General features: G+C 60.2%; 20 protein-coding genes and 2 tRNA genes. 13 read left to right on the top strand and 9 right to left on the bottom strand.

What is annotated here, in order from left to right:
* Positions 1-38: 38 nt before the first annotated feature.
* On the top strand, positions 39-1,331 hold the full coding sequence (locus tag JOE27_RS13930) for an adenylosuccinate synthase (RefSeq protein WP_012316474.1): 1,293 nt from the start codon (positions 39-41) through the stop codon (positions 1,329-1,331).
* 189 nt (positions 1,332-1,520) lie between these two features.
* On the top strand, positions 1,521-3,455 hold the full coding sequence (locus tag JOE27_RS13925; RefSeq protein ID WP_204919004.1) for a methyl-accepting chemotaxis protein: 1,935 nt from the start codon (positions 1,521-1,523) through the stop codon (positions 3,453-3,455).
* Between the two features lie 195 nt (positions 3,456-3,650).
* Here JOE27_RS13925 and JOE27_RS13920 read toward each other — a convergent pair whose 3' ends face one another.
* From JOE27_RS13920 to JOE27_RS13905, 4 genes are all read right to left on the bottom strand, one after another.
* The gene (locus JOE27_RS13920) at positions 3,651-5,216 is read right to left on the bottom strand and encodes an iron ABC transporter permease (RefSeq protein ID WP_119687843.1); all 1,566 of its coding nucleotides are present in this window, start codon (positions 5,214-5,216) and stop codon (positions 3,651-3,653) included.
* Entirely contained in the window at positions 5,216-6,229 is a 1,014-nt protein-coding gene (locus tag JOE27_RS13915; RefSeq protein WP_012316468.1) for an extracellular solute-binding protein, read from the bottom strand. The genes JOE27_RS13920 and JOE27_RS13915 overlap by 1 nt, the downstream gene beginning before the upstream one ends.
* Positions 6,230-6,413: 184 nt before the next feature.
* Positions 6,414-6,500, bottom strand: a tRNA-Leu gene (locus JOE27_RS13910).
* Between the two features lie 87 nt (positions 6,501-6,587).
* Positions 6,588-6,674 (bottom strand) — tRNA-Leu (locus tag JOE27_RS13905).
* A 271-nt stretch (positions 6,675-6,945) separates the two neighbouring features.
* Between JOE27_RS13905 and rnr the strand changes: the two genes are divergently transcribed.
* The 7 genes from rnr to dnaB all read left to right on the top strand — a co-directional run bounded on the left by rnr (position 6,946) and on the right by dnaB (position 14,136).
* Complete coding sequence (gene rnr / locus JOE27_RS13900) at positions 6,946-9,525, top strand: ribonuclease R (RefSeq protein ID WP_115273767.1); 2,580 nt, start codon at positions 6,946-6,948, stop codon at positions 9,523-9,525.
* Entirely contained in the window at positions 9,522-10,268 is a 747-nt protein-coding gene (rlmB, locus tag JOE27_RS13895; protein ID WP_012316466.1) for a 23S rRNA (guanosine(2251)-2'-O)-methyltransferase RlmB, read from the top strand. The genes rnr and rlmB overlap by 4 nt, the downstream gene beginning before the upstream one ends.
* Before the next feature lie 308 nt (positions 10,269-10,576).
* Positions 10,577-11,002 carry a 30S ribosomal protein S6 gene (gene rpsF, locus JOE27_RS13890; protein ID WP_003249557.1) on the top strand — a complete coding sequence of 142 codons (426 nt, stop codon included), beginning with the start codon at positions 10,577-10,579 and terminating at the stop codon, positions 11,000-11,002.
* A 28-nt stretch (positions 11,003-11,030) separates the two neighbouring features.
* Positions 11,031-11,261 carry a 30S ribosomal protein S18 gene (rpsR, locus tag JOE27_RS13885; protein ID WP_003249563.1) on the top strand — a complete coding sequence of 77 codons (231 nt, stop codon included), beginning with the start codon at positions 11,031-11,033 and terminating at the stop codon, positions 11,259-11,261.
* A gap of 33 nt (positions 11,262-11,294) precedes the next feature.
* Positions 11,295-12,158 (top strand): hypothetical protein, encoded by an 864-nt coding sequence (locus JOE27_RS13880; protein WP_115273768.1) that lies wholly within the window; start codon positions 11,295-11,297, stop codon positions 12,156-12,158.
* 20 nt (positions 12,159-12,178) lie between these two features.
* The gene (gene rplI / locus JOE27_RS13875) at positions 12,179-12,625 is read left to right on the top strand and encodes a 50S ribosomal protein L9 (RefSeq protein ID WP_012316464.1); all 447 of its coding nucleotides are present in this window, start codon (positions 12,179-12,181) and stop codon (positions 12,623-12,625) included.
* A gap of 113 nt (positions 12,626-12,738) precedes the next feature.
* On the top strand, positions 12,739-14,136 hold the full coding sequence (dnaB, locus tag JOE27_RS13870; protein WP_046787808.1) for a replicative DNA helicase: 1,398 nt from the start codon (positions 12,739-12,741) through the stop codon (positions 14,134-14,136).
* Positions 14,137-14,251: 115 nt separating this feature from the next.
* On the opposite strand, the gene JOE27_RS13865 is transcribed toward dnaB, so the two are convergent.
* Genes JOE27_RS13865 through JOE27_RS13855 form a run of 3 tightly spaced genes read right to left on the bottom strand, consistent with a single transcriptional unit; the run spans position 14,252 to position 17,224 of the window.
* Entirely contained in the window at positions 14,252-15,919 is a 1,668-nt protein-coding gene (locus JOE27_RS13865) for an ATP-binding cassette domain-containing protein (protein WP_115273769.1), read from the bottom strand.
* 1 nt (position 15,920) lies between these two features.
* Positions 15,921-17,075 carry a YcaO-like family protein gene (locus JOE27_RS13860; protein ID WP_115273770.1) on the bottom strand — a complete coding sequence of 385 codons (1,155 nt, stop codon included), beginning with the start codon at positions 17,073-17,075 and terminating at the stop codon, positions 15,921-15,923.
* Positions 17,076-17,125: 50 nt separating this feature from the next.
* Positions 17,126-17,224, bottom strand: coding sequence for an alginate O-acetyltransferase (locus JOE27_RS13855; RefSeq protein ID WP_115273771.1), 99 nt, complete (start codon positions 17,222-17,224; stop codon positions 17,126-17,128).
* Between the two features lie 534 nt (positions 17,225-17,758).
* Here JOE27_RS13855 and JOE27_RS13850 point away from each other — a divergent pair.
* Positions 17,759-20,062, top strand: a complete 2,304-nt coding sequence (locus JOE27_RS13850; RefSeq protein ID WP_042111780.1) for a YgiQ family radical SAM protein — start codon at positions 17,759-17,761, stop codon at positions 20,060-20,062.
* Positions 20,063-20,606: 544 nt separating this feature from the next.
* On the top strand, positions 20,607-21,050 hold the full coding sequence (azu, locus tag JOE27_RS13845) for an azurin (protein ID WP_204920637.1): 444 nt from the start codon (positions 20,607-20,609) through the stop codon (positions 21,048-21,050).
* A gap of 114 nt (positions 21,051-21,164) precedes the next feature.
* Here azu and nadE read toward each other — a convergent pair whose 3' ends face one another.
* Together nadE and pncB are read right to left on the bottom strand one after the other, a co-directional pair.
* Complete coding sequence (nadE, locus tag JOE27_RS13840) at positions 21,165-21,992, bottom strand: ammonia-dependent NAD(+) synthetase (protein ID WP_012316460.1); 828 nt, start codon at positions 21,990-21,992, stop codon at positions 21,165-21,167.
* 3 nt (positions 21,993-21,995) lie between these two features.
* The gene (pncB, locus tag JOE27_RS13835) at positions 21,996-23,201 is read right to left on the bottom strand and encodes a nicotinate phosphoribosyltransferase (protein WP_046787811.1); all 1,206 of its coding nucleotides are present in this window, start codon (positions 23,199-23,201) and stop codon (positions 21,996-21,998) included.
* A gap of 468 nt (positions 23,202-23,669) precedes the next feature.
* Here pncB and JOE27_RS13830 point away from each other — a divergent pair, with 468 nt between their 5' ends.
* The gene (locus tag JOE27_RS13830; RefSeq protein WP_012316458.1) at positions 23,670-24,806 is read left to right on the top strand and encodes a branched-chain amino acid ABC transporter substrate-binding protein; all 1,137 of its coding nucleotides are present in this window, start codon (positions 23,670-23,672) and stop codon (positions 24,804-24,806) included.
* A gap of 154 nt (positions 24,807-24,960) precedes the next feature.
* Positions 24,961-25,875, top strand: a complete 915-nt coding sequence (locus JOE27_RS13825) for a branched-chain amino acid ABC transporter permease (RefSeq protein ID WP_012316457.1) — start codon at positions 24,961-24,963, stop codon at positions 25,873-25,875.
* Position 25,876: the final 1 nt, after the last annotated feature.

The following is a 25,876-nucleotide window of genomic DNA, read 5'->3' as shown; positions in this document are numbered from 1 at the left end:
GGCCGGCAACCAAGTTTGCGTGAATGAGGACCAATGTAATGGGTAAGAATGTCGTCGTCCTGGGCACCCAGTGGGGTGATGAGGGCAAAGGCAAGATCGTCGATCTGCTGACCGAACATGCTGCCGCCGTAGTGCGCTACCAGGGTGGCCACAACGCGGGCCACACGCTGGTGATCAACGGTGAAAAAACCGTTTTGCACCTGATCCCGTCCGGCATCCTGCGCGAAGGCGTGCAGTGCCTGATCGGCAACGGCGTGGTCGTTGCGCCCGATGCCCTGATGCGTGAAATCACCAAGCTGGAAGAGAAGGGCGTACCAGTGCGCGAGCGCCTGCGCATCAGCCCGGCTGCTCCGCTGATCCTGTCGTACCACGTGGCCCTGGACCAGGCCCGCGAGAAAGCCCGTGGCGAAGCCAAGATCGGCACCACCGGCCGTGGTATCGGCCCAGCCTACGAAGACAAGGTTGCCCGTCGCGGCCTGCGCGTTGGCGACCTGTTCCACCGTGAGCGTTTCGCCGCCAAGCTGGGTGAGCTGCTGGATTATCACAACTTCCAGCTGGTGAACTACTACAAAGAGCCGGCCATCGACTTCCAGCAGACCCTGGACGAGTGCATGGCTTACGCCGAGCAGCTCAAGCCGATGATGCTCGATGTCACCGCCGAACTGCACAACCTGCGTCGCGCTGGCAAGGACATCATGTTCGAAGGTGCCCAGGGCTCGCTGCTGGACATCGACCACGGTACCTACCCGTACGTCACCAGCTCCAACACCACTGCTGGCGGTATCTCCACCGGTTCTGGCGTTGGCCCGATGTACCTGGACTACATCCTCGGCATCACCAAGGCCTACACCACTCGCGTCGGTTCCGGTCCGTTCCCGACCGAACTGTTCGACGAGACTGGCGCCACCCTGGCCAAGCGTGGCCACGAGTTCGGTTCGACCACCGGCCGTGCCCGTCGTTGCGGTTGGTTCGATGCCGTCATTCTGCGTCGCGCCATCGACGTGAACAGCATCTCGGGCATCTGCCTGACCAAGCTGGACGTACTGGACGGCCTGGAAACCATCAACATCTGTGTCGGCTACAAGAACGAGAACGGCGCGGTCATCGACGCACCGTCCGACGCTGACAGCTACATCGGCCTGGAGCCGGTGTATGAAGAGATGCCAGGCTGGAGCGAGTCGACTCTGGGTGCCAAGACTCTGGAAGAGCTGCCAGCGGCTGCCCGCGCTTACATCAAGCGCATCGAGGAGCTGACCGGCGCGCCGATCGATATCATCTCCACCGGCCCGGACCGCAACGAGACCATCGTGCTGCGTCATCCGTTCGCCTGATCTGCCACCTGGCTGATCTGACGCCGCGCTCTTGAAAGGGAGCGCGGCGTTTTTGCATCTGCTCGGTGCTGACAATGGCACTGCTTAACGTTGGCGTTTATCCCTGCTGTGTCCGGCACAACCCTTGCTGTAAGAAGTTTCTGTAGATGCCATCAAAATAGTGGCGCCAGAAAGCACGAGGGTTTCACCGTGTCTGCCATCCTCTCACTGTTACGAAGCCGCCTCTTGCGGCCTGTGTTTGTTGCCCTTGGTATCGCTCTTTTGGTGCAGGTAGTGGTTGCCGTTGCGCTGACCCGAAGCACTGTCACCGCCCTTGAAGCCGACCTGGGCGAGCGCCTGGGCAGCGATAGCCGTAAGCTCGCCAGCGAACTTGAACAAGCTGGGCAGGACGTACGCGCCGGTCTGGACAGCCTCTCCAGCAGTACACGACAGCGCCTTAGCGCCGGGCTGTCCGAGCGCCTGCAAAGCGAGCAGCAGCAACTGCGCACTACGCTGGAAAAGAACCTCAAGGACTCGGCCAACGACATGGCCCAACTGCTGGCATCGGTCGCGCCGCGGGCTATCTGGGACAACGATGTGCCAGTGCTGTCCGATTTCGCACGTCGGGCCCAGCGCAACCCCAACGTACTGTTCGTGATCTATGACGACGCCCAGGGTCAGCACCTGACCCGCTACCTGAACCGGCAGAACCCGATCAACCAGGCCTTGATGGAAAAGGGCCAGGGTGAACGGGCATTGGACAAGGTACTGGATGCCGCTCGCCGCGACCCTTCGGTGTACTTCGTCGAGGCCTCGATCAGCCCCAACGGCGCGGAAATCGGCAAGGTGCTGATGGGGGTATCGACTGCCGGTGTCGATCAGGAACTCAAAGCCCTGGACCAGCGCTTCGCTGCCTTGATCACCAGCGGTGAACAACTGGTGGGCGACAGCCTCGGTGCTGCCGCAGCTGACAGTGGCAAGGCCTTGCGCGAGCGCCTGGAAACCGCACAGGGCAGTGCTACAGCGATGCAGGCCAATACCGCACAAACCGTGCGCGACGCTGCGGCAGAGCTGCGTTGGCGCATCGGGCTGGGCCTTGTGGTGGTGGGGGTTGGCGTGTTGCTGGTAGTGGCCCTGGTGCTAGGTCGCCGCGTGCTCAGCAAGCTGCGCCTGCTGATTACTGCGCTCAACGATTTGGCTGCAGGCGAAGGTGACCTGACCAAGCGCGTCAACCTCGACAGTCGCGACGAGATAGGCGACATGGCCTCGGCGGTCAATCGCTTCGTCGACAAGTTGCAGCCCATTGTCCGCGAGGCGGGCGAGGTGGCACAGCGTACAGGGATCGAGATCGGCAGCATGACGCAGCGCAACGCAGGCGCCGATGCTGCCGCAGCGCTGCAACGCGACGAAGTGGCCGCCAGCTTGCGCGATCTGTCGAGCATGGCTGATGAGGCTCAGGCTGAAAGCCAGGCCATGCAGGCGGCGCTGCAGCAGGTGGTTGATATCCGCCAGGCGACCGATGAGAACAGCCGCGCTTCGACGCAACTTGCCGGCATGATCGAGAACCTGGCAGGTCAGGTCGAAACCGGCTCGCAGGTAATCGAGCGGCTGGCCAAGCAGAGCGAGCAGATCGAAGTGGTGCTGACCGTGATCCACGGTATCGCCGAGCAGACCAACCTGCTGGCGCTCAACGCAGCCATTGAAGCCGCAAGAGCCGGTGAGACCGGGCGCGGGTTTGCGGTGGTGGCCGATGAGGTGAGGGCATTGGCGAGCAAGACGCAAAGCTCTACCGGCGACATCCAGGCGCATATCGCGGCGCTGCAGAAGGGCGCCAAGGAGGCCGTGACAACCATCGGCCAGGCCGGCTTGAAGGCCAGCGAAGGCCTGCGAGTGCTGCGCGATAACGAGCGCCGGCAGCAGTCGGTGCAGGCGGCGGTGGAGCAGGTGCATGCGGCGATCGGCCTGGCGACTCGGGCGGCAGAACAGCAGGCACATGGCGCCCAGGCGGTGCGTGGACGGGTTGAGAATATTCATGCCCAGGCAGAGCGTTCGGCAGAAGTGGTGATGCAGACCACAGCAAGCAGCAAGGTGCTGGATGACTTGGCGGCGCAGCTGCGGGCGAGCCTGGGGCAGTTCAGGGCTTGAGTCGAGGTGGGCTCGGGTTGTTCGCCTTTGGGTTTTCTGCGCCTGTGGGACCGAACGTCGCCCGCGCGGCGCTCGGTCTGCTAGGCGCTAGAGATGTCGAGGCGAGCACCTGCTCGCCCTGATACGCTCTCCACATGACTCACTAAACATCTTCCACCCCGATCAAGCGCCCTTATCGTCAAATTTGACAGGTTCTCACGCCTTGTTCAGATACATCCGCGTAGTCAGCAAATACACCGGCAACCCCGAAACCACAATCAACAACGCCGCATAAGGGGCCGCTGCCGCGAACTCGACGTTTGCAGTATGCGCCCAGACCTCAGTGGCCAGGGTAGTCATGCCGGTCGGGCTGAGTAGCAGGGTAGCGGTCAGCTCCTTCATGGCATCAAGGAACACCAAGGCGAACGCAGCTGCCAGCGCCGGGAAAATGATCGGCAGGGTTACCCGGCAGAACGCCGCGAAACTGCTGGCACCCAGGGTGCGGGCCGCTTCTTCCAGGGTTGGCGATGCCTTGTTCAACGCAGTGCGCACCGGGGCCTGCGCCAAAGGCAGGAACAACAGCGCATAGGCCAGCAACAGCAACGCAGTGGTCTGGTACAGCGCCGGCACGTAGTGCAGGGAAAACACTACCAGCGTCAGGGCGATCACCAGGCCGGGCAGGGCATGCAGCAGGTAGGGCAGACGCTCGGCCCAGAGCGCCAGGCGGCCTTTGTAGCGCACCACCAGGAAGCTTACCGGCAACGCCAGCAGCACGCAGAAGCCGGCGCCGCCCAGTGACACCGACAGGGAGGTCAGCAGCGCCTTAGAAATCTCCGCCACCGGGAACGCCGCCGAAGACCCCACGCTCAGCCAGTAACCGAGCATGGCCAGTGGAATACCGCTGCCCAGTATCGCCAGGCCCAGGCAGAACAGCTGCGCCAGCGGCGCCCAGCTACCCAGGCGTACCGGCTGCGCGCGGCGTGCCACGCCCTGACCGATGCGTACGTGGCGGGCCTTGCCGCGCACCTTCAGTTCCAGCCAGAGCATCACCAGGCACAGTGCCAGCAGTACCGCCGAGAGCATGGCGGCGTTGGCGTTGCTGAACTCCAGCTCGAACTGTTGGTAGATCGCCGTGGTGAAGGTCTGCAGGCCCAGGATCGACAACGCGCCAAACTCCACCAGCATGTGCAGGGCGATCAGCAATGCGCCGCCGAGCATCGACGGCCACAGCAGCGGCAGGGTGACCTTGGTGAAAACGCCCCAGCGGCTGCAGCCCAGCGTACGCGCCGACTCCTCAAGCGAAGTGTCGAGGTTGCGCAGGGTGGCGGCCACCGGCAGGAATATCAGCGGGTACTTGGACAGGGCCATGACCAGGATAGCTCCGCCCAGCCCCTCGAAGTCCGAGCTCAGCGACACCCAGGTAAAGCTGCTGACGAACGAAGGTACGGCGAATGGCAGGCATAGCACTACGCCCCACAGCCGACGGCCCGGCAGGTTGCTGCGTTCGAGCAGCCACGCCAGCGCCAGGCCAACCACCATGCACGCCAGCGTCACCCCGACCATCAGCATCAGGGTGTTGCGCATCAGGCCCCAGACGAACGGGCGCCAGAGCAGGTGCAAGGCTTCTCGCCAGCCGGCTTCCCAGGCTTTCATCGCGACGTACAGCAATGGCAGCAAGCTCATCGCCACCAGAAACAGTACAGGCAGCACCACCCAGATGGAGGGGCGCTTGCGGCGCGGTACGAAGCGTACCGGCACCGGCTCGGACAGGGCGGCGGTCATCAGAGCAGGCCGACCTCGCGTTCAAGCTCCAGCGCTTCCTCGGCATTGCCCAGGTCGGCCGGCGAGATTTTCGGCGGGCGCAGGTCTTCGAACGGCTTCAGGCCACGGTCGGAGACCATGCCTTTGTGCAGCGGGTATTCAGCGGTGGTCTGGGTGATCACACGCTGACCTTCTTCGCTGGCCATCCAGTTGAGCAGGGCCTGCGCTTCTTTCGGGTGCTTGCTGGCCTTGACCGCTGCGGCGCCGGAGATGGTCACCAGGCCACCGGCATCGCCGTCGGCCAGGTAATACAGCTTCGAATCGAGCTTGCCGCGCTCGCGCTCCAGGGCGTACCAGTAGTAGTTGTTCACCAGCACGGCGGCGACTTCGCCTTTTTCCACGGCCTTGAGTGCGACCATGTTGTTGGTGTAGGTCTTGCCGAAGGCTTTCAGGCCGGTCAGCCACTCTTCGGCAGCGTCACGCCCGTGCATCTTGAGGATGGCCACGGCCTGTTCCTGGAATGCACCGCTGGTCGGTACGAAACCGACCTTGCCGTCCCACTCGGGGTTGGCGAAATCCATTACCGATTGCGGCAAGTCTTTCTCGTCGATCTTCTTCGGGTTGAACACCACCACGCGGGTGCGGGCGGTCACGCCCATCCAGGAGCCGTTGGCGGCAACGTATTCCTTGGGCAGCATGTTCAGCGTGGCGTCATCGATCTTCGCCAGCAAGCCCAGTTCGCCCAGGTTGTTCAGTGGTGGCGATTCTTCGGTGTAGATGATGTCGGCCGGCGAGCGGTCGCCTTCCTCGATGATCTGGCTGGCCAGCTGATTGCTGCTGCCTTTGCGGATATTGATATGGATGCCGGTCTTGGCCTCGTAGGCCTTGGCGATGGCTTCGCCGATTTCCTTGTGTTGACCGTTGTACATGGTCAGAGTGACCGGGTCGTCTGCCATGGCGGCCGGAGCGCCCATCACCAGGCTAAGGACAGCGGCGGCCAGGGTGCGCATCAGCGGTTGCGGACGGATCGTCATGCGGGTACTTCCTCGCTTACGGCTACATATTTGGAAACAATGGTAAACGAAATCGTTTCTCAAGTGGCCGTGTGACGAGAAATTCATGGTTAGCCCATCGTCGGATGGCTGGCCATGCAGGGGAGGGTGACACAAAAATCGCAGGCAAGAAAAAACCCACTAGCAAGCTAGTGGGTTTTTTGAATGGTGCCCAGGAGAAGACTCGAACTTCCACGACCGTTAAGTCACTGATACCTGAAACCAGCGCGTCTACCAATTCCGCCACCTGGGCAAAGCTTTACATCGTCTGATGAAGGCGACTATCGTTCGCTTTCACACAGTAGTAACAGATCCTTGGTCATCTGTTACTTGAAATACTTGGTGCCCAGGAGAAGACTCGAACTTCCACGACCTTGCGGTCACTGATACCTGAAACCAGCGCGTCTACCAATTCCGCCACCTGGGCACACATTCGAGATAAAAAGATGCTTTACAGCGCCGTTCATCTCTACTACAACTTCGGGGTTGTCCGTCGTTGTGGTGCGCACTATACGGACGCTCCCAGGGGCTGTAAAGCCCTTGATCAAAAAAAATTTCAAAAAATTCAACTTGTTGATTCCACACGCCTATTGCCGCACTGCGGACATGCTGCTGGGGCTGTCCAAGCCCGACATTTCCGGTTTCAATAGGCCTATGCCAGAATTCATATCTATATACCCCAAGGTGAACCCCTTCTGATGGCCGATTGGCAATCCCTCGATCCCGAGGCCGCTCGCGAAGCGGAAAAATACGACAACCCTATCCCCAGCCGTGAGCTGATCCTGCAGCGCCTTGCCGACCGTGGCGAACCGGCCGCGCGCGAGGAGCTGGCGGCCGAGTTCGGTCTTTACGAAGAAGACCAGATCGAAGCTTTGCGCCGTCGTCTGCGCGCCATGGAGCGTGACGGCCAGCTTATCTATACCCGGCGCGGCACCTATGCCCCGGTAGACAAACTGGACCTGATCTGCGGCCGTATCTCCGGCCACCGCGACGGTTTCGGCTTCCTTATCCCTGACGATGGCAGCGACGACCTGTTCCTCAGCCCGTCGCAAATGCGCCTGGTATTCGATGGCGACCGTGCCTTGGCGCGTGTCTCGGGGCTCGACCGCCGTGGCCGCCGTGAAGGTGTGCTGGTAGAAGTCATTTCCCGCGGCCACGAAAGTGTGGTCGGCCGCTACTTCGAAGAAGGCGGCATCGGTTACGTGACGCCGGACAACCCGAAGATCCAGCAGGAAGTGCTGGTGACCGCGGGTCGTAACGGTGGCGCCAAGATCGGCCAGTTCGTCGAGATCAAGATCACCCACTGGCCAACCCCGCGGTTCCAGCCACAAGGCGATGTGGTCGAAGTGATCGGCAACTACATGGCGCCGGGCATGGAAATCGATGTTGCCCTGCGCAGCTATGACATCCCGCACGTCTGGCCCCAGGACGTGATCAAGGAAGCGCGCAAGTTCCGCTCCGATGTCGAAGAGAAGGACAAGGAAAAGCGTATCGACCTGCGCCACTTGCCCTTCGTCACCATCGACGGCGAAGATGCCCGCGACTTCGACGACGCTGTTTATTGTGAGCCGCTTGGCAAGCTGCGGCTGTTCTCTGGTGGCTGGCGCCTCTATGTGGCCATCGCTGACGTGTCCAGCTACGTGCGTCTGGGCTCAGCCCTGGATGTCGAGGCGCAGCAGCGTGGCAACTCGGTGTACTTCCCCGAGCGTGTTGTCCCGATGCTCCCCGAGGAGCTGTCCAACGGCCTGTGCTCGCTGAACCCGCACGTCGATCGCCTGGCCATGGTCTGCGAAATGACCATGAACAAGGCCGGCCAGATGGTCGACTACCAGTTCTACGAAGGTGTGATCCATTCTCATGCCCGCCTGACCTACAACAAGGTCAGCAGCATGCTCGAGCATGCCCGTACCCGCGAGGGCAAGGCGCTGCGCGAGGAGTACCAGGAGGTCCTGCCGGACCTGAAGAACCTGTACAACCTGTACAAGGTGCTGCTCGATGCCCGTCACGCCCGCGGCGCCATCGACTTCGAAACCCAGGAAACCCGCATCATCTTCGGTGAAGAGCGCAAGATCGCGGAAATCCGCCCGACCGTGCGCAACGATGCCCACAAGCTGATCGAGGAATGCATGCTGGCGGCCAACGTCGCCACGGCCGAGTTCCTCAACAAGCATGGCGTGCCGGCGCTGTACCGCGTGCACGATGGCCCGCCACCGGAGCGCCTTGAAAAGCTGCGTGCCTTCCTCGGCGAGCTGGGCCTTAGCTTGCACAAAGGCAAGGACCCTTCGCCCAAGGACTACCAGGCACTGCTTGCAAGCATTGCCGGGCGCCCGGACTTCCACCTGATCCAGACGGTGATGCTGCGTTCGCTGAGCCAGGCGGTATACAGCACCGACAACAACGGCCACTTCGGTTTGAACTACGAGGCGTACACGCACTTTACCTCGCCGATCCGTCGTTACCCGGACCTGCTGGTGCACCGCGCCATCCGCAGCATCATCCGTTCCAAGGTCGATACTCCGCACGTCAAGCGTGCCGGCGCCATGAGCATTCCCAAAGCGCGTATCTATCCGTACGACGTGAACACCCTCGACCAGCTCGGCGAGCAGTGCTCCATGACCGAGCGCCGCGCCGACGAAGCCACCCGTGACGTGGTCAACTGGCTCAAGTGCGAGTTCATGAAGGACCGTGTGGGCGAGACCTTCCCGGGTGTGATCACTGCGGTCACCGGTTTTGGGCTGTTTGTCGAGCTTACCGATATCTACGTCGAAGGCCTGGTGCACGTCAGTGCGCTGCCGGGTGACTACTACCACTTCGACCCCGTGCATCACCGCTTGTCGGGTGAGCGCACCGGGCGTAGCTTCCGTCTGGGCGACACCATCGAGGTCAAGGTCATGCGCGTTGACCTAGACGAGCGCAAGATCGACTTCGAAGTGTCCGATCAGCAGCTCGCTGCGCCGATAGGGCGCAAGGGCCGTGGCGCCGCACCGGCTGCAGAAAAGGCCGAGCAGCAGCCAGTGGTGGAGGCCAAGGCCACACCGAAACCGCGCAGCCGCAAGAGCGAGACCGCCGAGGCTTACTTCCCGAAAGATGCCGTGCAGCGTAATGCTGAAGTGCGCAAAAGTCGCGAAATGAAGAAGGCGCTGATGACCGACGCGCGCACTGGTGGCAACGCCGGCAGCAAGTCGGACAAAGGCGGCAAGCCCTCCGGCAAGCCCACCAAGCACCGTAAAGGCCCGCCGAAATCCGGCGCGCCACGCAAGAGCAAGAACAAGTCATGAGTCAGCTGGAAAAAATCTACGGTGTGCATGCCGTGCAGGCGCTGCTGCAGCACCATCCGAAGCGGGTCAAGCAGATCTGGCTGTCGGAAGGGCGCAGCGAGCCACGCATCCAGGCGTTGCTGGCGCTGGCCGCAGAAAACCGTGTGCAGGTTGGCCAGGCCGAGCGCCGTGAGCTCGATGCCTGGGTCGAGGGCGTGCACCAGGGCGTTGTTGCCGAGGTCAGCCCAAGCCAGGTGTGGGGCGAATTGATGCTCGAGGAGTTGCTCGAGCGCACCGAAACGCCACCGCTGATCCTGGTACTGGACGGCGTCACTGACCCGCACAACCTCGGCGCCTGCCTGCGCACCGCCGATGCTGCCGGGGCTACGGCAGTGGTGGTGCCCAAGGATAAATCGGCGACGCTGACACCGGTGGTGCGCAAGGTGGCCTGCGGCGCAGCGGAAGTGATTCCGCTGGTGGCGGTGACCAACCTGGCGCGTACCCTGGAGAAGCTTCAGCAGCGTGGCCTGTGGGTGGTGGGTACAGCCGGTGAGGCCGAGCAGGAGATCTATCAGCAGGACCTGACCGGCCCATTGGTGATGATCATGGGCGCGGAAGGCAAGGGCATGCGCCGGCTGACCCGTGAACACTGCGATTTCCTGGTCAAGTTGCCAATGTCGGGCAGCGTGAGCAGTCTGAACGTTTCAGTGGCTACGGGCGTCTGCCTGTTCGAGGCAGTGCGCCAGCGCCAGGCCAAGCGCTGATCTGTCGACACTGTAGCGGCCCTATCGCCGGTAAGCCGGCTCCCAAAAGCACCACGCCAGGTTCAATGGCTGTGGTGCTTCGCTGCAAGCCGGCGAGCTGGCGGTAGGGCTCGCCCAAGGTAAAGTGTTTCCGGCTGTTCAAATAATCGCCAATCACCTTGCTTGTGCGCACCGCCTTCTCTACAATTGCGCCCCTTGCCGAGCTGGCAGGCGCGCATGTGCCTCCCCTCCATGGCAAGACATACAGTGTCATTCACTCCTTGTCTGACCAGATACGCTGGCAGACTACTAACCCGTAAGGAGCATTCATGCGTCATTACGAAATCATCTTCCTGGTTCACCCGGACCAGAGCGAGCAAGTCGGCGGCATGGTTGAGCGTTACACCAAGCTGATCGAAGAAGATGGTGGCAAGATCCACCGCCTGGAAGACTGGGGCCGTCGTCAACTGGCCTACGCAATCAACAATGTTCACAAGGCTCACTACGTGATGCTGAACGTTGAGTGCACCGGCAAGGCCCTGGCCGAGCTGGAAGACAACTTCCGCTACAACGATGCCGTGATCCGTAACCTCGTCATCCGTCGCGACGAAGCCGTAACCGGTCAGTCCGAGATGCTGAAGGCCGAAGAGAACCGCAGCGAGCGCCGTGAGCGTCGTGAGCGTCCTGAGCATGCTGACTCCGCCGAAGGCGACGACAGCAATGACAGCGACTCCAGCGATAACGCTGACGAGTAATCCACGGACCTTTTGAGGAGCCTATTACATGGCACGTTTCTTCCGTCGTCGTAAATTCTGCCGCTTCACTGCTGAAGACGTGAAAGAGATCGACTTCAAAGATCTCAACACCCTGAAAGCTTACGTATCCGAAACCGGCAAAATCGTTCCAAGCCGTATCACCGGTACCAAAGCTCGTTATCAGCGTCAGCTGGCTACCGCTATCAAGCGCGCCCGCTTCCTGGCCCTGCTGCCCTACACCGACAGCCACGGCCGCTGAGACCGGGTTGTCGACAAGTAGTAAGGGATAAGCATGCGAGCGTTGGCTGATTTCATCATGCGCGGTCGTGTGCAGGCCACCTTGGTGGTGGTCGTGAGTGCGGTATTACCGCTGCTGTTCTGGTTGAGTGCCGCTGCCGGGAGCCTTGTGCTGCTGCGGCGCGGGTTCAAGGACGCTTCAACGGTCATCGCTTTCGGCCTTTTGCCGGCGGTGGCCATTTGGGCCTTCGGTGATCCAAGCACCTTGCTGGTGCTGTTGGGAACACTGGGGCTGGCCGCCTTGTTGCGTGCCGGGCATTCCTGGAGCCGGGTGTTGTTGTCCAGTGTTGTGTTGGGGTTGGTCTACAGCCTCATCCTGGACGCGGTACTGCGCGAAACCTTCGAAGTGTTGGCCAAGGCGCTTTCCGAAGCGTTGCCGCAAATCGAAGGCAAGCCAGTCATTCCCGGTGAGCTGATCGGCCCTGTGCTGGTCGCTTCCACAGCGGTGATGCTGCAGTTGTTCAGCGTGCTGGCTTTGATGCTGGCGCGTTATTGGCAAGCAGCGTTGTACAACCCTGGAGGCTTCGGTCGCGAGTTTCGCGCCCTGAAGTTGCCGCGGGCAGTCATGCTGGCTCTGGTTGCCGCGATGGTGTTGGGTCCGTTCATCGGCCCGCAGTTCATCGTCCTGGCTTCCGCGTCCAGCCTGGTGCTCGTCCTGGCCGGCATCGCCTTGATGCATGGGCTGGTGGCACAGGGTCGGCTGGCCGGTTTCTGGCTGGTCGGCATGTACGTGACACTGCCGCTGATAATGCAGCTGATTTATCCGTTGCTCGTGGTTCTGGCCATTGTCGACAGCCTGATTGATTTTCGCGGTCGCAAGTCCCCTGAGGGGAATGACTCCGCGAACGGTGAAGGTTAAAAGTTAAGAGGTTTTACCAAATGGAACTGATCCTGCTGGAAAAAGTCGCTAACCTGGGCAACCTGGGCGACAAAGTTAAGGTTAAGGCTGGTTACGGCCGTAACTTCCTGCTGCCATTCGGCAAGGCCACCGTTGCCAACGCCGCCAACCTGGCTGCGTTCGAAGAGCGTCGCGCCGAGCTGGAAAAAGCAGCTGCTGACCGTAAATCGTCGGCTGAAAGCCGCGCTGCCCAACTGGCCGAGCTGGAAGTGACCATCACTGCCACCGCTGGCGACGAAGGCAAGCTGTTCGGTTCGATCGGCACCCACGACATCGCTGACGCCCTGACCGCCTCCGGCGTTGAAGTGGCCAAGGCTGAAGTTCGTCTGCCGAACGGCACCATCCGTCAGGTTGGCGAATACGACGTAGCCGTGCACCTGCACAGCGACGTTGAAGCCACCGTACGTGTGGTCGTCGTAGCTGCCTAAGCTGCGCTGACTGGGTAGCTCCTCGCGGGCTGCCCGGTTAACATCGGGCACGTCCTGTCTCTGAACAGGCCGTGCCCTTTGTCTTTTTCATCCTCCAGAATTCTTTCGTGGCCATGAACGAGATCACCAATCCCGAACAGCTAGACCTGCAAACCGCTGCCCTCAAGGTGCCGCCGCATTCCATCGAGGCCGAACAGGCCGTGCTCGGTGGCCTGATGCTGGACAACAACGCCTGGGAGCGGGTGCTGGATCAGGTTTCGGATGGCGATTTCTATCGGCATGACCACCGCCTGATCTTCCGTGCCGTGCACAAGCTGGCCGACGCCAACCAGCCATTCGACGTCGTCACCCTGCACGAGCAACTGGACAAGGAAGGCTTGTCGACCCAGGTTGGCGGCCTGGCGTACCTGGCAGAACTTGCCAAGAACACCCCGTCGGTTGCCAACATCAAGGCCTACGCCGCGATCATTCGCGAGCGGGCAACGTTGCGCCAACTGATCAGCATTAGTACCGACATCGCCGACAACGCCTTCAACCCGCAAGGGCGCAATGCCGCAGAAATCCTCGATGATGCCGAACGGCAGATCTTCCAGATCGCCGAGGCACGGCCCAAGACCGGCGGCCCGGTGGGCGTCAACGAACTGTTGACCCTGGCTATCGACCGGATCGACACGCTGTTCAACTCCGACAGCGACATCACCGGCGTTTCCACCGGCTTCACCGACCTGGACGCGAAAACCAGCGGCCTGCAGGCTGCCGACCTGGTCATCGTGGCCGGCCGTCCGTCGATGGGTAAGACCACCTTCGCCATGAACCTTGTGGAAAATGCCGTGTTGCGTACCGACAAGGCGGTGTTGGTGTTCTCCCTCGAGATGCCAGGTGAATCGCTGATCATGCGTATGCTCTCGTCCCTTGGCCGCATCGACCAGACCAAGGTGCGTTCCGGTCAGTTGGACGATGACGACTGGCCGCGCCTGACGTCGGCGGTCAACCTGCTCAACGACCGCAAGCTGTTCATCGACGATACCGCCGGCATCAGCCCCTCGGAGATGCGGGCGCGTACCCGCCGCCTGGCGCGTGAGCACGGCGAGATCGCCATGATCATGGTCGACTACCTGCAGCTGATGCAGATCCCGGGCTCGGCCGGTGACAACCGGACCAACGAAATTTCCGAGATTTCCCGCTCGCTAAAGGCCTTGGCCAAGGAATTCAACTGCCCGGTCATCGCCCTTTCGCAGCTCAACCGCTCCCTGGAACAGCGCCCGAACAAACGCCCAGTGAACTCCGACTTGCGTGAATCGGGTGCAATCGAGCAGGACGCCGACGTGATCATGTTCGTGTACCGGGATGAGGTGTACCACCCGGAGACAGAGCACAAAGGCGTTGCCGAAATCATCATCGGCAAACAGCGTAACGGCCCCATCGGCTTCGTCCGCCTGGCGTTCATCGGTAAGTACACCCGCTTCGAGAACCTCGCACCGGGCATGTACAACTTCGACGACGACGAATAAATCTGCTTTCATGCAGTTGCGCATAACTCACTGAGTTTGCAAGGCCCGTTCGAAGCGGCTTCAGCCGTGAAGAATTCAGTGCGGCGGGTCGCACCGGCTGCGCCGTTGTTCGGGGCTAAAGCCGGTCCCGCAAGGTGTGCGACGCGCCGGCTAGCTCAGGGTTCTGAGCAATTTTCGCTTGCACCTGGCTAACTATCCGCCCCTCGCTCAGTGTGATCACTCGGTCAAATCGTGACAGCGCGCTTTGATCATGCGTCACGCAAATCAGCCCTCTCCCTTGGAACGCTTCGAACAACAGATCCCAGGTACGCTCGGCCGATCCGGCATCGAGCCCAGCTGTGGGTTCGTCAAAGAAATTGAATTCGCCTGGCTGATTGAGAACGCGTAGCAGCGTCAGCCTTCGTGCTTCGCCGCCCGAAATGGATTCTGCGCGTGCATCCAGGTCAAGTTCGTACCAGTCTTTATCCAAGCCCAGCCGCTCAAGCCATCGTTCGATTTGAGCGCGATCATGATCATGCTCGAACAGTACTGCACGGGGCAGTGGGCCGGGTAGAAAGTGCGCATCCTGAGGGCAGAGTCTTAAGCGACTGAACTGCGCGCAAGCATCGAGCTCAGCCAGGCACCTGCCGTACAATTGAACATGCTCGCGCAACTGGAATACCGTTCCAGCCAGCGCATGCAGAAGCGTCGATTTGCCACACCCGCTGGACCCTATCAGCGCGACCCGTTCTCCTTTGTGCAGCACCAAGGGTTCTTCGATTTCCAGTTGCACACTGTTCCGAGCGCTTAGCAGGCACGGGGCGATGCGCAGCCCTGCGTTATTATCATGTGATTTCGACTCAGCAGAGCATGTCGGACCGAACGGCGGGAGTCGGAGCCAGTGTTCAAGTTTTTGTTTGTCGAGCCTGAACTGGTCTAGTAGTCGCCAGGCCTCAGCCAGTTGCGCAACCCCTGCCAGCAATCCGCTCACCAAGGTGAAAAGAGCAACGAGTTCGCCCAAGCTCAATTGCGGTGTTGTCAGAGCCTGATCCTGGATGCCCCACATGAGCAGACCGCCACTGCCCAGGCCAATGAACAAAGTGCGCAAGCCCTGAACCCAGCCCCCGCTGTGGGCTACCCTCACCGCTGAGTCGGCATAGGCCGAGAGTGTATGGTTGACCGGGAGCATCGCCGCATGCTCCGCCTTTTCCAGTTTGACCGTCGCCGCGCTCGCGAAGGTATCCACCCATTGTTCCGCCAGTTCATCCTCTCGCGAGTTCACTGCCTCTATATGTGGTCGGCGCCAGCGCACCAGTCGATCATTTGCCCATAGATACGCCAGACTCAAGGGGATGAGACCGATCAATACCGAGGTAGCCCCCAGATATGCGAAGAGCGTTATCAGCACTGTAGCTTCAGCTAGTACCGGCCAAGCTGAACCAATCAGAAAGCCTAGCCAGCGCTCCTGTGCCGTAATTCCCCTATCCAGCACCTTTACCAGTGTTCCGCCATGGAGTTGTCCATAGGCCTCGAAGCGTTTGTCCAACAACGCTCGGCACCAGCGGATGGAGAGCTGTTTCACGCGATCCTGGCAGAGCCGTGCAAGACACCAGGCTTGCAAAGGGGTCATTGAGGCTTGTAATGCGATAAGGCATATGAAGGCTCCGAGTAGAAGCTGGGTAGGCGCGGCTGAGCTGGATATGTTGTCAATGATGTCGGCCAGTATCAGGGCGGGTACGACGGTCGCGACTTTCAGGACCAATGTCGCGCTCAAGGCGGCGATGATTCCTCGATAGATATGCATGTCATTCCCTAATGCCTTTGAATGCGCTCTGCGGCGCGACTGGAATACCTGATCTGATCAGGTGGAATCGCTCCAGTCCGGGTATGAAAACCTGCAGAACCGTGGCGAGATTCGGGTGTTCATAAAGTGTGCGATAAAATACGGCCTTATTTTGTTTTTTCAGATTGATGTGTATGCGCTTGATTTGCCCGCGCACGCTGAGCTCGGTGTGCGGAGGGTGAAGCGTGGGCACGGCGTACGTGGGGCAGGGATTTATAAGTGAAGCCAGCCGGGCTGAGTGGGCAAGCATTTTTTCAGCAGAGAGGTCTTCTTGTTTTTCTCTTGGGCCATAAAGTTGTTTGCACTGAAGGTGCTCGGTTACGGCACGATACATTGCAGTGTATGGGTCGAGTGAACTACCGGAGCCTACGCTACTGAGTGAGCCTTCTGTTTTATCGGGAGAAACAGCGATGCAAAATGGCACCTCATAGAAATCGTGGGTCAAGAATATTTTCAGTTTCTTTGCGTGACGAAGAAGCTCGGCATCATGAGCGAAGGTCTCTTCCAAGAATGAAGTAGAGGGGCGGTAGAGTTCTGGCGGTGAGGCCAGTCCGCAGAGTGACAGGTAGTAAACCGAGAGGGCGTGGCGTTCGATCGCTTCATTAATGGCGTGTAGCAGAGCCTCGTTCTCTGTGCAACCAAGAGCTGTGCCAGAGTTGGTGGCATATTTGGAAAGAAAGCCCGCTGCCGTTTTTTCTATGTCATCAATGTTTCTGGTTGATGGTGCTATTATTATTGCAGGTATTTTTATTTCGTCGTAGCTGTCCAGGCCTTGAAGTCTGAGATAAGGTACCTGGCAACCAGGCGGTAGTGAGTTGAGCAACCAGTCGTCAAATGGTTCTATCGACTTCAATATTTGGTCGCTGTCGATGATGGTAGAAGTTATATCGTCGACGAAGTAATGCTCCAGGCTTTCGGCAAGCGCTCCAAGTTCGCAGTACTCGCCCTTTCCTGCTCCGCAAGAGACCTCTTTGTAGGCGCTGTCGTACAAGTGGCAGGTGGCGACCAGTTTGTTGGTTCTTGCTAATGTTGTTCTTGAATTAAGTCCCAAGTGCTGATGCAGCCTGGTCAGGCGATCGTAGGCTTCGTCTATGTTCAGCTCGCGCTCGGTAATCATCTATGACTCCTTGGTAGTGCCAGAAGGGGTAGCCCCTTCTGGCTTATCGCTTACAGGAGGTTGAGGAAGTCAATCTCGGATTCGATGAATGTGTAGTTCATCACGCGAGGGATCTGCAGCGTGTTGATTTCAGAACGACGACGTCCCATGGTTAGTACTCCTTCAGAGTTGGTTTGAGTGCGCTTTCCGCGCATGAGTGTTGTATCACTTATTTTTTTGCGGGTTCAAGAACTGGTCGGGATTCGTGGCGGAAAGTTATCGTAGGATTTCTTCCCGGTGTTTGAAGTTCGATTCCTACAATTTTTTAAGAGGCAAAGAAAACGTTCTAACAATTAACAAGTTAGCGTTTGCTGAGGGTTAGAGGGGCTAAATATTCTGTAAAAAATCTGGAAGGATTACGGTCGCTCCTCAAAGAGGAGGTGCGATCATCATAGAGCTGAGCGGGTACGGGTTTCCTGCGGGCAGTCGCTCTGATCCTTGGGCCCGTCCCGATCTCATCGGCGCCGAAACTGTTTTGGTAAATACTGGCGACCCAACCACAAACCCCCAAGCCAGCCACGTGGCGCTTCCCGCCCCAACCGTCGCCCCACCCGCCAATCCCCACGAAGGCAGTCGGATTTGGTCAAATTTTGTGCTATATTCCGCGCCCGCGATTTCCCTGCACAACAGAACCGGTCACTGACATGCAAGCAGCCAAACCACTCTACGACTATCCCAAGTACTGGGCCGAATGCTTCGGGCCAGCACCTTTCCTGCCGATGAGCAGGGAGGAGATGGATCTGCTCGGCTGGGATTCCTGCGACATCATCATCGTGACCGGTGATGCCTACGTCGATCATCCGTCATTCGGCATGGCCATCATCGGCCGCCTGCTAGAAGCCCAGGGCTTTCGCGTGGGCATCATTGCCCAGCCGAACTGGCAGTCCAAAGACGACTTCATGAAGCTTGGTGAGCCGAACCTGTTCTTCGGCGTCGCGGCGGGCAACATGGACTCGATGATCAACCGCTACACCGCAGACAAGAAAATCCGCTCTGACGATGCCTATACCCCGGGCGGCATGGCCGGCAAGCGCCCTGACCGCGCCAGCCTGGTGTACAGCCAGCGCTGCAAGGAAGCCTACAAGCACGTGCCGATCGTGCTCGGTGGCATCGAGGCATCGCTGCGCCGCATCGCCCACTATGACTACTGGCAGGACAAGGTTCGCCATTCGATCCTGATCGACGCCAGCGCGGATATCCTGCTGTACGGCAACGCCGAGCGGGCGATCGTCGAGGTCGCCCAGCGCCTGTCCAGTGGCCAGAGCATCGAAAGCATCACCGATGTGCGCGGTACCGCATTCGTGCGTCGTGACACGCCCGAGGGCTGGTACGAGATCGACTCGACCCGCATCGACCGCCCTGGCCGCGTCGACAAGATCATCAACCCGTACGTCAATACCCAGGACACCCAGGCCTGCGCCATCGAGCAGGCCAAGGGCGACCAGGAAGACCCGAACGAAGCCAAGGTCGTGCAGATCCTCGACAGCCCGCGCATGACCCGCGACAAGTCGGTGATCCGCCTGCCATCGTTCGAGAAGGTGCGTAACGACCCGGTGCTCTACGCCCACGCCAACCGTGTGTTGCACCTGGAGACCAACCCGGGCAACGCTCGTGCGCTGGTGCAGAAGCACGGCGAAGTGGATGTGTGGTTCAACCCGCCACCCATTCCAATGACCACCGAGGAAATGGACTACGTGTTCGGCATGCCCTATGCCCGTATTCCGCACCCGGCCTACGGCAAGGAGCGCATCCCGGCCTACGAGATGATCCGCTTCTCGGTGAACATCATGCGTGGCTGCTTCGGCGGCTGTACCTTCTGCTCGATCACCGAGCACGAAGGCCGGATCATCCAGAACCGCTCCCACGAGTCGATCCTGCATGAAATCGAGGAGATGCGTGACAAGGTGCCTGGCTTCACCGGCGTGGTCTCCGACCTTGGCGGGCCGACGGCCAACATGTACCGCATCGCCTGCAAGAGCCCGGAGATCGAGAAGCACTGCCGCAAGCCGTCGTGCGTGTTCCCGGGCATCTGCGAAAACCTCAACACCGACCACAGCTCGCTGATCGAGCTGTATCGCAAGGCACGCGCCCTGCCGGGTGTGAAGAAGATCCTGATTGCGTCGGGCCTGCGCTATGACCTGGCAGTGGAATCGCCGGAGTACGTCAAGGAGCTGGTCACCCACCACGTGGGCGGTTACCTGAAGATTGCCCCGGAGCACACCGAGCGTGGCCCGCTGGACAAGATGATGAAGCCGGGCATCGGCTCCTACGACCGCTTCAAGCGCATGTTCGAGAAGTACTCGAAAGAGGCGGGCAAAGAGCAGTACCTGATCCCGTACTTCATCGCTGCGCACCCAGGCACCACCGACGAAGACATGATGAACCTCGCCCTGTGGCTCAAGGGCAACGGCTTCCGCGCCGACCAGGTGCAGGCGTTCTACCCGTCGCCCATGGCCTCGGCCACAGCCATGTACCACTCGGGCAAGAACCCGCTGCGCAAGGTCACTTACAAGAGTGAAGGCGTGGAGATCGTCAAGAGCGACGAGCAGCGCCGCTTGCACAAGGCGTTCCTGCGTTATCACGACCCGAAGGGCTGGCCGATGCTGCGTGAGGCCCTGGAGCGTATGGGCCGTGCCGACCTCATTGGCCCGGGCAAGCATCAGTTGATCCCGCTGCACCAGCCGCAGACCGACACCTACCAGAGTGCACGGCGCAAGAACTCGACGCCGGCCGGCAGCCACAAGGTGGGCAAGGATCAGAAGATCCTCACCCAGCACACCGGTTTGCCGCCGCGTGGCAGTGACGGCAGCAAGCCGTGGGACAAGCGTGAGAAGGCCAAGGCTGAAGCGTTCGCCCGCAATCAGCAGGCGGCCAAGGAGCGCAAGGAAGCGGCAAAAGGTGGTGGCAAAGGCAACAAGAAGCCGCGCCAGCCTGTCATTCCGCGCTGATTGATTCTTGGGGCTGCTTTGCAGCCCATCACGACACAAGGCCGCTCCTGCAATGTCCGCGCAAGCACAATTCATTTGGCAGCGCGGTCGATGTTGGAGCGGCCTTGTGCCGCGAAAGGACCGCAAAGCGGTCCCCAAAGCCTCTGGGTCAATCAGGCTTCTTGTCGACCCACTTCGCCGCCAAGGCCGAGAAAACCACGCGACTTCTCGTTGAGTCCATCCGCATCAAACAAGCCTGGCCTTAATGTTCGAAGGCAGTTGTCACTCCGGGCGGGAGAATTCACAGATCGCACCGCTGGCCCCGTGGGCGTAGGCGGCGAGCAGGCTGTTCATGAAACTTGAGAGGGCCATTGCAGTTGCTCCTGAATGAGAGGTTGTCCCATCGTCCATTAAAAGGGCATGATGTGCCCTTAGATTGGTTGTATACAATCCATTGAACAATTCAACTGGCTGGCCACTTGACACCCTTTGATGCATGTCAGCAAGGGGCTGAACGGTTTCAGGCAGTCTCGCAATTGATAAAACCCTGCCAAGGAGATTCATGATGTTTGCGAAAGCTGTAGCGGTATCCCTGCTGACCCTCGCCAGCGCCTCCGTCTTCGCCGCCGAGTGCTCGGTAACTGTCGACTCGACTGACCAGATGTCCTTCAATACCAAGGAAATCGTCATCGACAAGAGCTGCAAGCAATTCACCGTGAACCTGGAACATTCGGGCAAATTGCCAAAGAATGTCATGGGTCACAACATTGTCATCAGTAAGGCAGCTGACATGCAGCCGATCGCGACCGATGGTCTGAGCGCCGGTATCGAGAAGTCCTATCTGAAAGAAGGTGATGAGCGTGTCATCGCTCACACCAAGATCATTGGGGCGGGCGAAAAAGACGCGGTGACCTTTGATGTGTCCAAGCTGGTTGGTACAGACTACGGCTTCTTCTGCTCATTCCCAGGCCATATCTCGATGATGAAAGGCACGGTAGTCGTCAAGTAATGACACTTTGAAGCAGGGGAGGGCTTTGCCCTCCTTCGCGACACAAGGCCGCTCCTACAGTCCTGTAGGAGCGGCCTTGTGTCGCGAAAGGGCCGCAAAGCGGCCCCAGAGGTCTCACGGTGCGAACGGCAGTTCGCGCTTGTGCTGGGTCTTGCGGTAGGTGGCGACGATGATGTCGAACGCTTCCTGCTCAACCGGCAGCCCATGCAGGAAGGCATCGATCTGTTGGTAGGTCACGCCATGCGACGCCTCGTCAGGCTTGCCTGGTTCCAGGTCTTCCAGGTCCGCAGTAGGCACCTTCTCCACCAGCGATTCCGGCGCCCCAAAGCTGCGCGCAATGGCCCGCACCTGGTTCTTAACCAGGCCGCTCAACGGGGCCAGGTCGCAGGCACCGTCACCAAACTTGGTAAAGAAGCCCATCACTGCCTCGGCGGCGTGGTCGGTGCCGATCACCAGGCCAGCGCGGGCGCCAGCGATGGTGTACTGCGCGACCATGCGCGTACGCGCCTTGACGTTGCCCACGACGAAGTCCACCAGTGACGGCGAGCCGTCTTTCAATGCTTGCACCTCTGCGGCCAGTGCACGCACGGCAGGTGCAATATCAACGGTGTGCACTTCATCGGCGTTGATCACTTCCAGGCACGCCTGGGCGTCGTGCTCGTCATGCTGTACCTGGTACGGCAGGCGCACGGCAATGAAGCGGTAGGCCGGGTCGCTGCTTTCGGCGCGCAACTCGTTGATGGCGCGTTGGGCGAGCAGGGCGGCAGTCAGCGAATCGACGCCCCCGCTGATGCCCAGTACCAGGGTCTTGAGGCGGGCGTTGGCCAGGCAATCCTTGATGAACGCCACGCGCCGGGCGACTTCGGCCTCGAGCGCAGCGGCGTCTGCGAACGGCGGCTGCACGTTGAGCGCCTGGGCAATCTCTTGCTGAACGGCTTGCATGGGTTACTCCTTGCTGGGGATTTTGAACACGTGACGCATGTAGGCGACGAAGTTCTCGTCGCGGCACTGGGTCTTGGCGGCCTCGTCAGAGATCTTCGCCACCGGCGAGCCGTTGCAGTCGGTCATTTTAAGCACGATATTCATCGGCGCCACGCCGGGGATGTCGCAGGTCAGGTTGGTGCCGATGCCGAAACTGACGTTGATGCGCCCGCGCAGGGCACGGAAGATCTGCAGCGCGCGGGTCAGGTTGAGGCCGTCGGAGAACACCAGGGTCTTGGTCATCGGGTCGATCCCCAACCTCTGGTAATGGGCGATGGCCTTTTCCGCCCAGGCCACCGGCTCACCCGAGTCGTGGCGCAGGCCGTCGAACAGCTTGGCGAAGTACAGGTCGAAATCGCTGAGGAAGGCATCCATGGTGATGCAGTCGGTCAGGGCGATGCCGAGCAGGCCGCGGTACTCCCGGACCCAGCAGTCCAGGGCGGCGATCTGGCTGTCGATCAGCCGCGGGCCGAGCTGCTGGTGGGCCATGATCCATTCGTGGGCCATGGTGCCCAGCGGCTTGATATCCAGTTTCCATGCCAAATCGACGTTGCTGGTACCGACGAAGCGGGCCGGGAAGTCATCGCGCAGTACCCGCACCACCTCCTCCTGCACGCGGCTGGAAAAACGCCGGCGGGTGCCGAAGTCGGCCACTTGCAGTTCGGCCAGTTCGTCGGCGCTGGCATGCGCCTGTAGCCAGTCGAACTTGCGGTAAAGTTGGTCACGGGCCTCGGCCAGGCGCATGCGTGGGTGCAGGTGGCGGTTGCGCACTTCGCTGATGATGGCCAGCAGCGGGACTTCGAAGAGGATCACATGCAGCCAGGGCCCTTTGAGGCGCAGGTACAGCTGGTCGCCCTCGATACCAACCTGCACATAGCGCAGGTTGAAACGGAACAGGCGCAGAAAGCGCAGGAAATCGGGCTTGAGGAAGCTGATGCGTTCGAGGAAGGCCAGCTGGCCATCATCGAGGGTAAGTTCGCTCAGCCGTTCGAGCTGGTTGCGGATCTCGCCCAGATAGGGGCGCAAGTCTTCGCCATTGCGGCAGCGGAATTCCCACTCCACGTCGGCATCCGGGTAGTTGTGCAGCACGCCCTGCATCATGGTGAGCTTGTAGAAGTCGGTGTCGAGCAGGTTGTGCACGATGCGCTCAGCGAATGCGCTCTCGCTCATCAGGGTGGGCTCCAAAGCGGCGAATGGCGGTCATTGTGCCACAGGAAACGCGCCGAACTTGCCGGCAACGCGTTACCGGCGGGAGCGGGTGCGTGTGTGAAGAGGCCGAAACAGACAAATCAGGTGTTTTTCCGTGCACCAGCTAGCCTTGAAACGGTGCCGCCTGTAGCAGTTGCGCACCAGTGGTGTGCAGTTCGGTGACGTCTGCTGTTACAGGGTGGTTGCACGTAAACACTTGTCAGGGTTGCAATGATGGCACTCGGTGGTTGCTCCTTGTTTGCGCGCATGGTGGCGCTTGTCGCGTGGCAGACGGTTGCACACTCAGTAAAGAAAAGGCCGTCGGTCGCCTCGACGCGGCCCCAACAGTGTGATTTCCCGGAAGACAAAACCGATGGCACGGCCCTTGCTCTGAGCACAGGGCTGAGAAGTTGTAGTGCCAACCAAAAAAAACTCTAGGAGCACCACCTCATGTCGCAGACGTTTTACAAGAAAGGTTTCCTGGCACTGGCCGTGGCTACGGCACTGGGTGTTTCTTCGTATGTTCAGGCCGACGTCAAGATCGGTGTCGCGGGCCCGATGACCGGGGCTAACGCAGCGTTTGGCGAGCAATACATGAAAGGTGCCCAGGCGGCAGCTGACAAGATCAACGCTGCCGGTGGCGTCAACGGCGAAAAAATCATCCTGGTCAAAGGCGATGACGCCTGTGAGCCGAAACAGGCTGTATCGGTTGCCAACCGTCTGGTCGATCAGGACAAGGTAATCGGTGTGGTGGGCCACTTCTGCTCCTCCAACACCATTCCAGCTTCCGAGGTGTATGACGAAGCAGGCGTGATCGCCATCACCCCTGGCTCTACCAACCCACAAGTCACCGAGCGCGGGCTGAGCGCCATGTTCCGCATGTGCGGCCGTGACGACCAGCAGGGCATCGTTGCCGGTGACTACATCGTCGATGTGCTCAAGGGCAAGAAGGTGGCGGTGCTGCACGACAAGGACACCTACGGCCAGGGCCTGGCCGATGCAACCAAGGCGCAGCTGGAGAAGCGTGGCGTCAAGCCGGTGCTGTATGAAGGCCTGACCCGTGGCGAGAAAGACTTCAGCGCCGTGGTGACCAAGATCCGTTCCACCGGTGCCGATGTGGTCTACTTTGGCGGCCTTCACCCCGAAGCCGGTCCGCTGGTGCGTCAGCTGCGCGAGCAAGGCCTGAAGGACGTCAAGTTCATGTCCGATGACGGTATCGTCACCGACGAACTGGTCGCAACCGCGGGCGGCGCCCAGTACGTGGACGGCGTGTACATGACCTTCGGTGCCGACCCGCGCATGCTGCCAGACAGCAAGGCGGTGGTGGAAGAATTCCGCAAAGCCGGCACCGAGCCTGAAGGCTACACCCTCTACGCCTACGCTTCGCTGCAAGCCCTGGCCGCTGCCTTCAACGGCGCCAAGTCGAACAAGGGCGAAGACGCTGCCAAGTGGCTCAAGGCCAACCCGGTGCAGACCGTCATGGGCGAGAAGAAGTGGGACAGCAAAGGCGACCTGACTGTCTCTGACTACGTGGTCTACCAGTGGGACAAGGACGGCAAGTACCACCAGCTGGAAAAACAAAAATAACAACGGCAGCCAGCCCGGGCCTGCGCCCGGGCCGATGCCCCTGCGGTACCTGTCTTTATTCGGAGACCTGCACGGTTCTGCGCTGCGAGGGCCGCTTTATCCGTGGCCTGGCGTGCTCGGCGCTTGTGCAGTCTCGCTCAGGTGAGATTGCGTTATGGATGGTATTTTCCTGCAGCAACTGGTCAACGGCCTGACCCTCGGGTCGGTCTATGGCCTGATCGCCATCGGCTACACAATGGTCTATGGCATCATCGGCATGATCAACTTCGCGCACGGCGAGGTGTATATGATTTCCGCGTACCTCGCGGCAATCAGCCTGGCATTGCTGGCTTATTTCGGTATCGAGTCGTTCCCCCTGCTGATGTTGGGCACCTTGTTGTTCACCATCGTCGTCACGGGTGTGTATGGCTTCACCATTGAACGCATCGCCTACAAACCCCTGCGCAACTCTACCCGCCTGGCACCGCTGATCAGTGCCATCGGCATCTCGCTGATCCTGCAAAACTATGCGCAGATCAGCCAGGGCGCCCGCCAGCAAGGCGTGCCGACCCTGCTCGAAGGCGCCTGGCGCGTCGAAGTGGGCACTGGCTTCGTGCAACTGACCTACACCAAGATCTTCATCCTGATTGCCGCATTCGTCGGCATGGGGCTGCTCACCTATGTGATCAAGTACACCAAGCTCGGCCGCATGTGCCGCGCTACCCAGCAAGACCGCAAGATGGCCTCGATCCTTGGCATCAACACCGACCGGGTGATCTCCTATGTGTTCGTCATCGGCGCGGTGATGGCTGCGCTTGCCGGTGTGCTGATCACCATGAACTACGGCACCTTCGACTTCTACGCCGGCTTCATCATCGGCATCAAGGCATTCACCGCTGCGGTGCTCGGCGGCATCGGCTCGCTGCCCGGCGCCATGTTGGGCGGGATTATCCTGGGTATTTCCGAGTCGTTGTTCTCTGGCCTGATCAACTCCGACTACAAGGACGTGTTCAGCTTCTCGCTGCTGGTGCTGATCCTTATCTTCCGCCCACAAGGCCTGTTGGGTCGCCCGCTCGTGGCTAAGGTGTGAA

This window comes from Pseudomonas sp. M5, from assembly GCF_016907075.1.
Lineage (GTDB): Bacteria > Pseudomonadota > Gammaproteobacteria > Pseudomonadales > Pseudomonadaceae > Aquipseudomonas > Aquipseudomonas putida_E.
The sequence above is the reverse complement of the archived record's forward strand: the minus strand, read 5'-3'. Positions and strand labels throughout refer to the sequence as shown.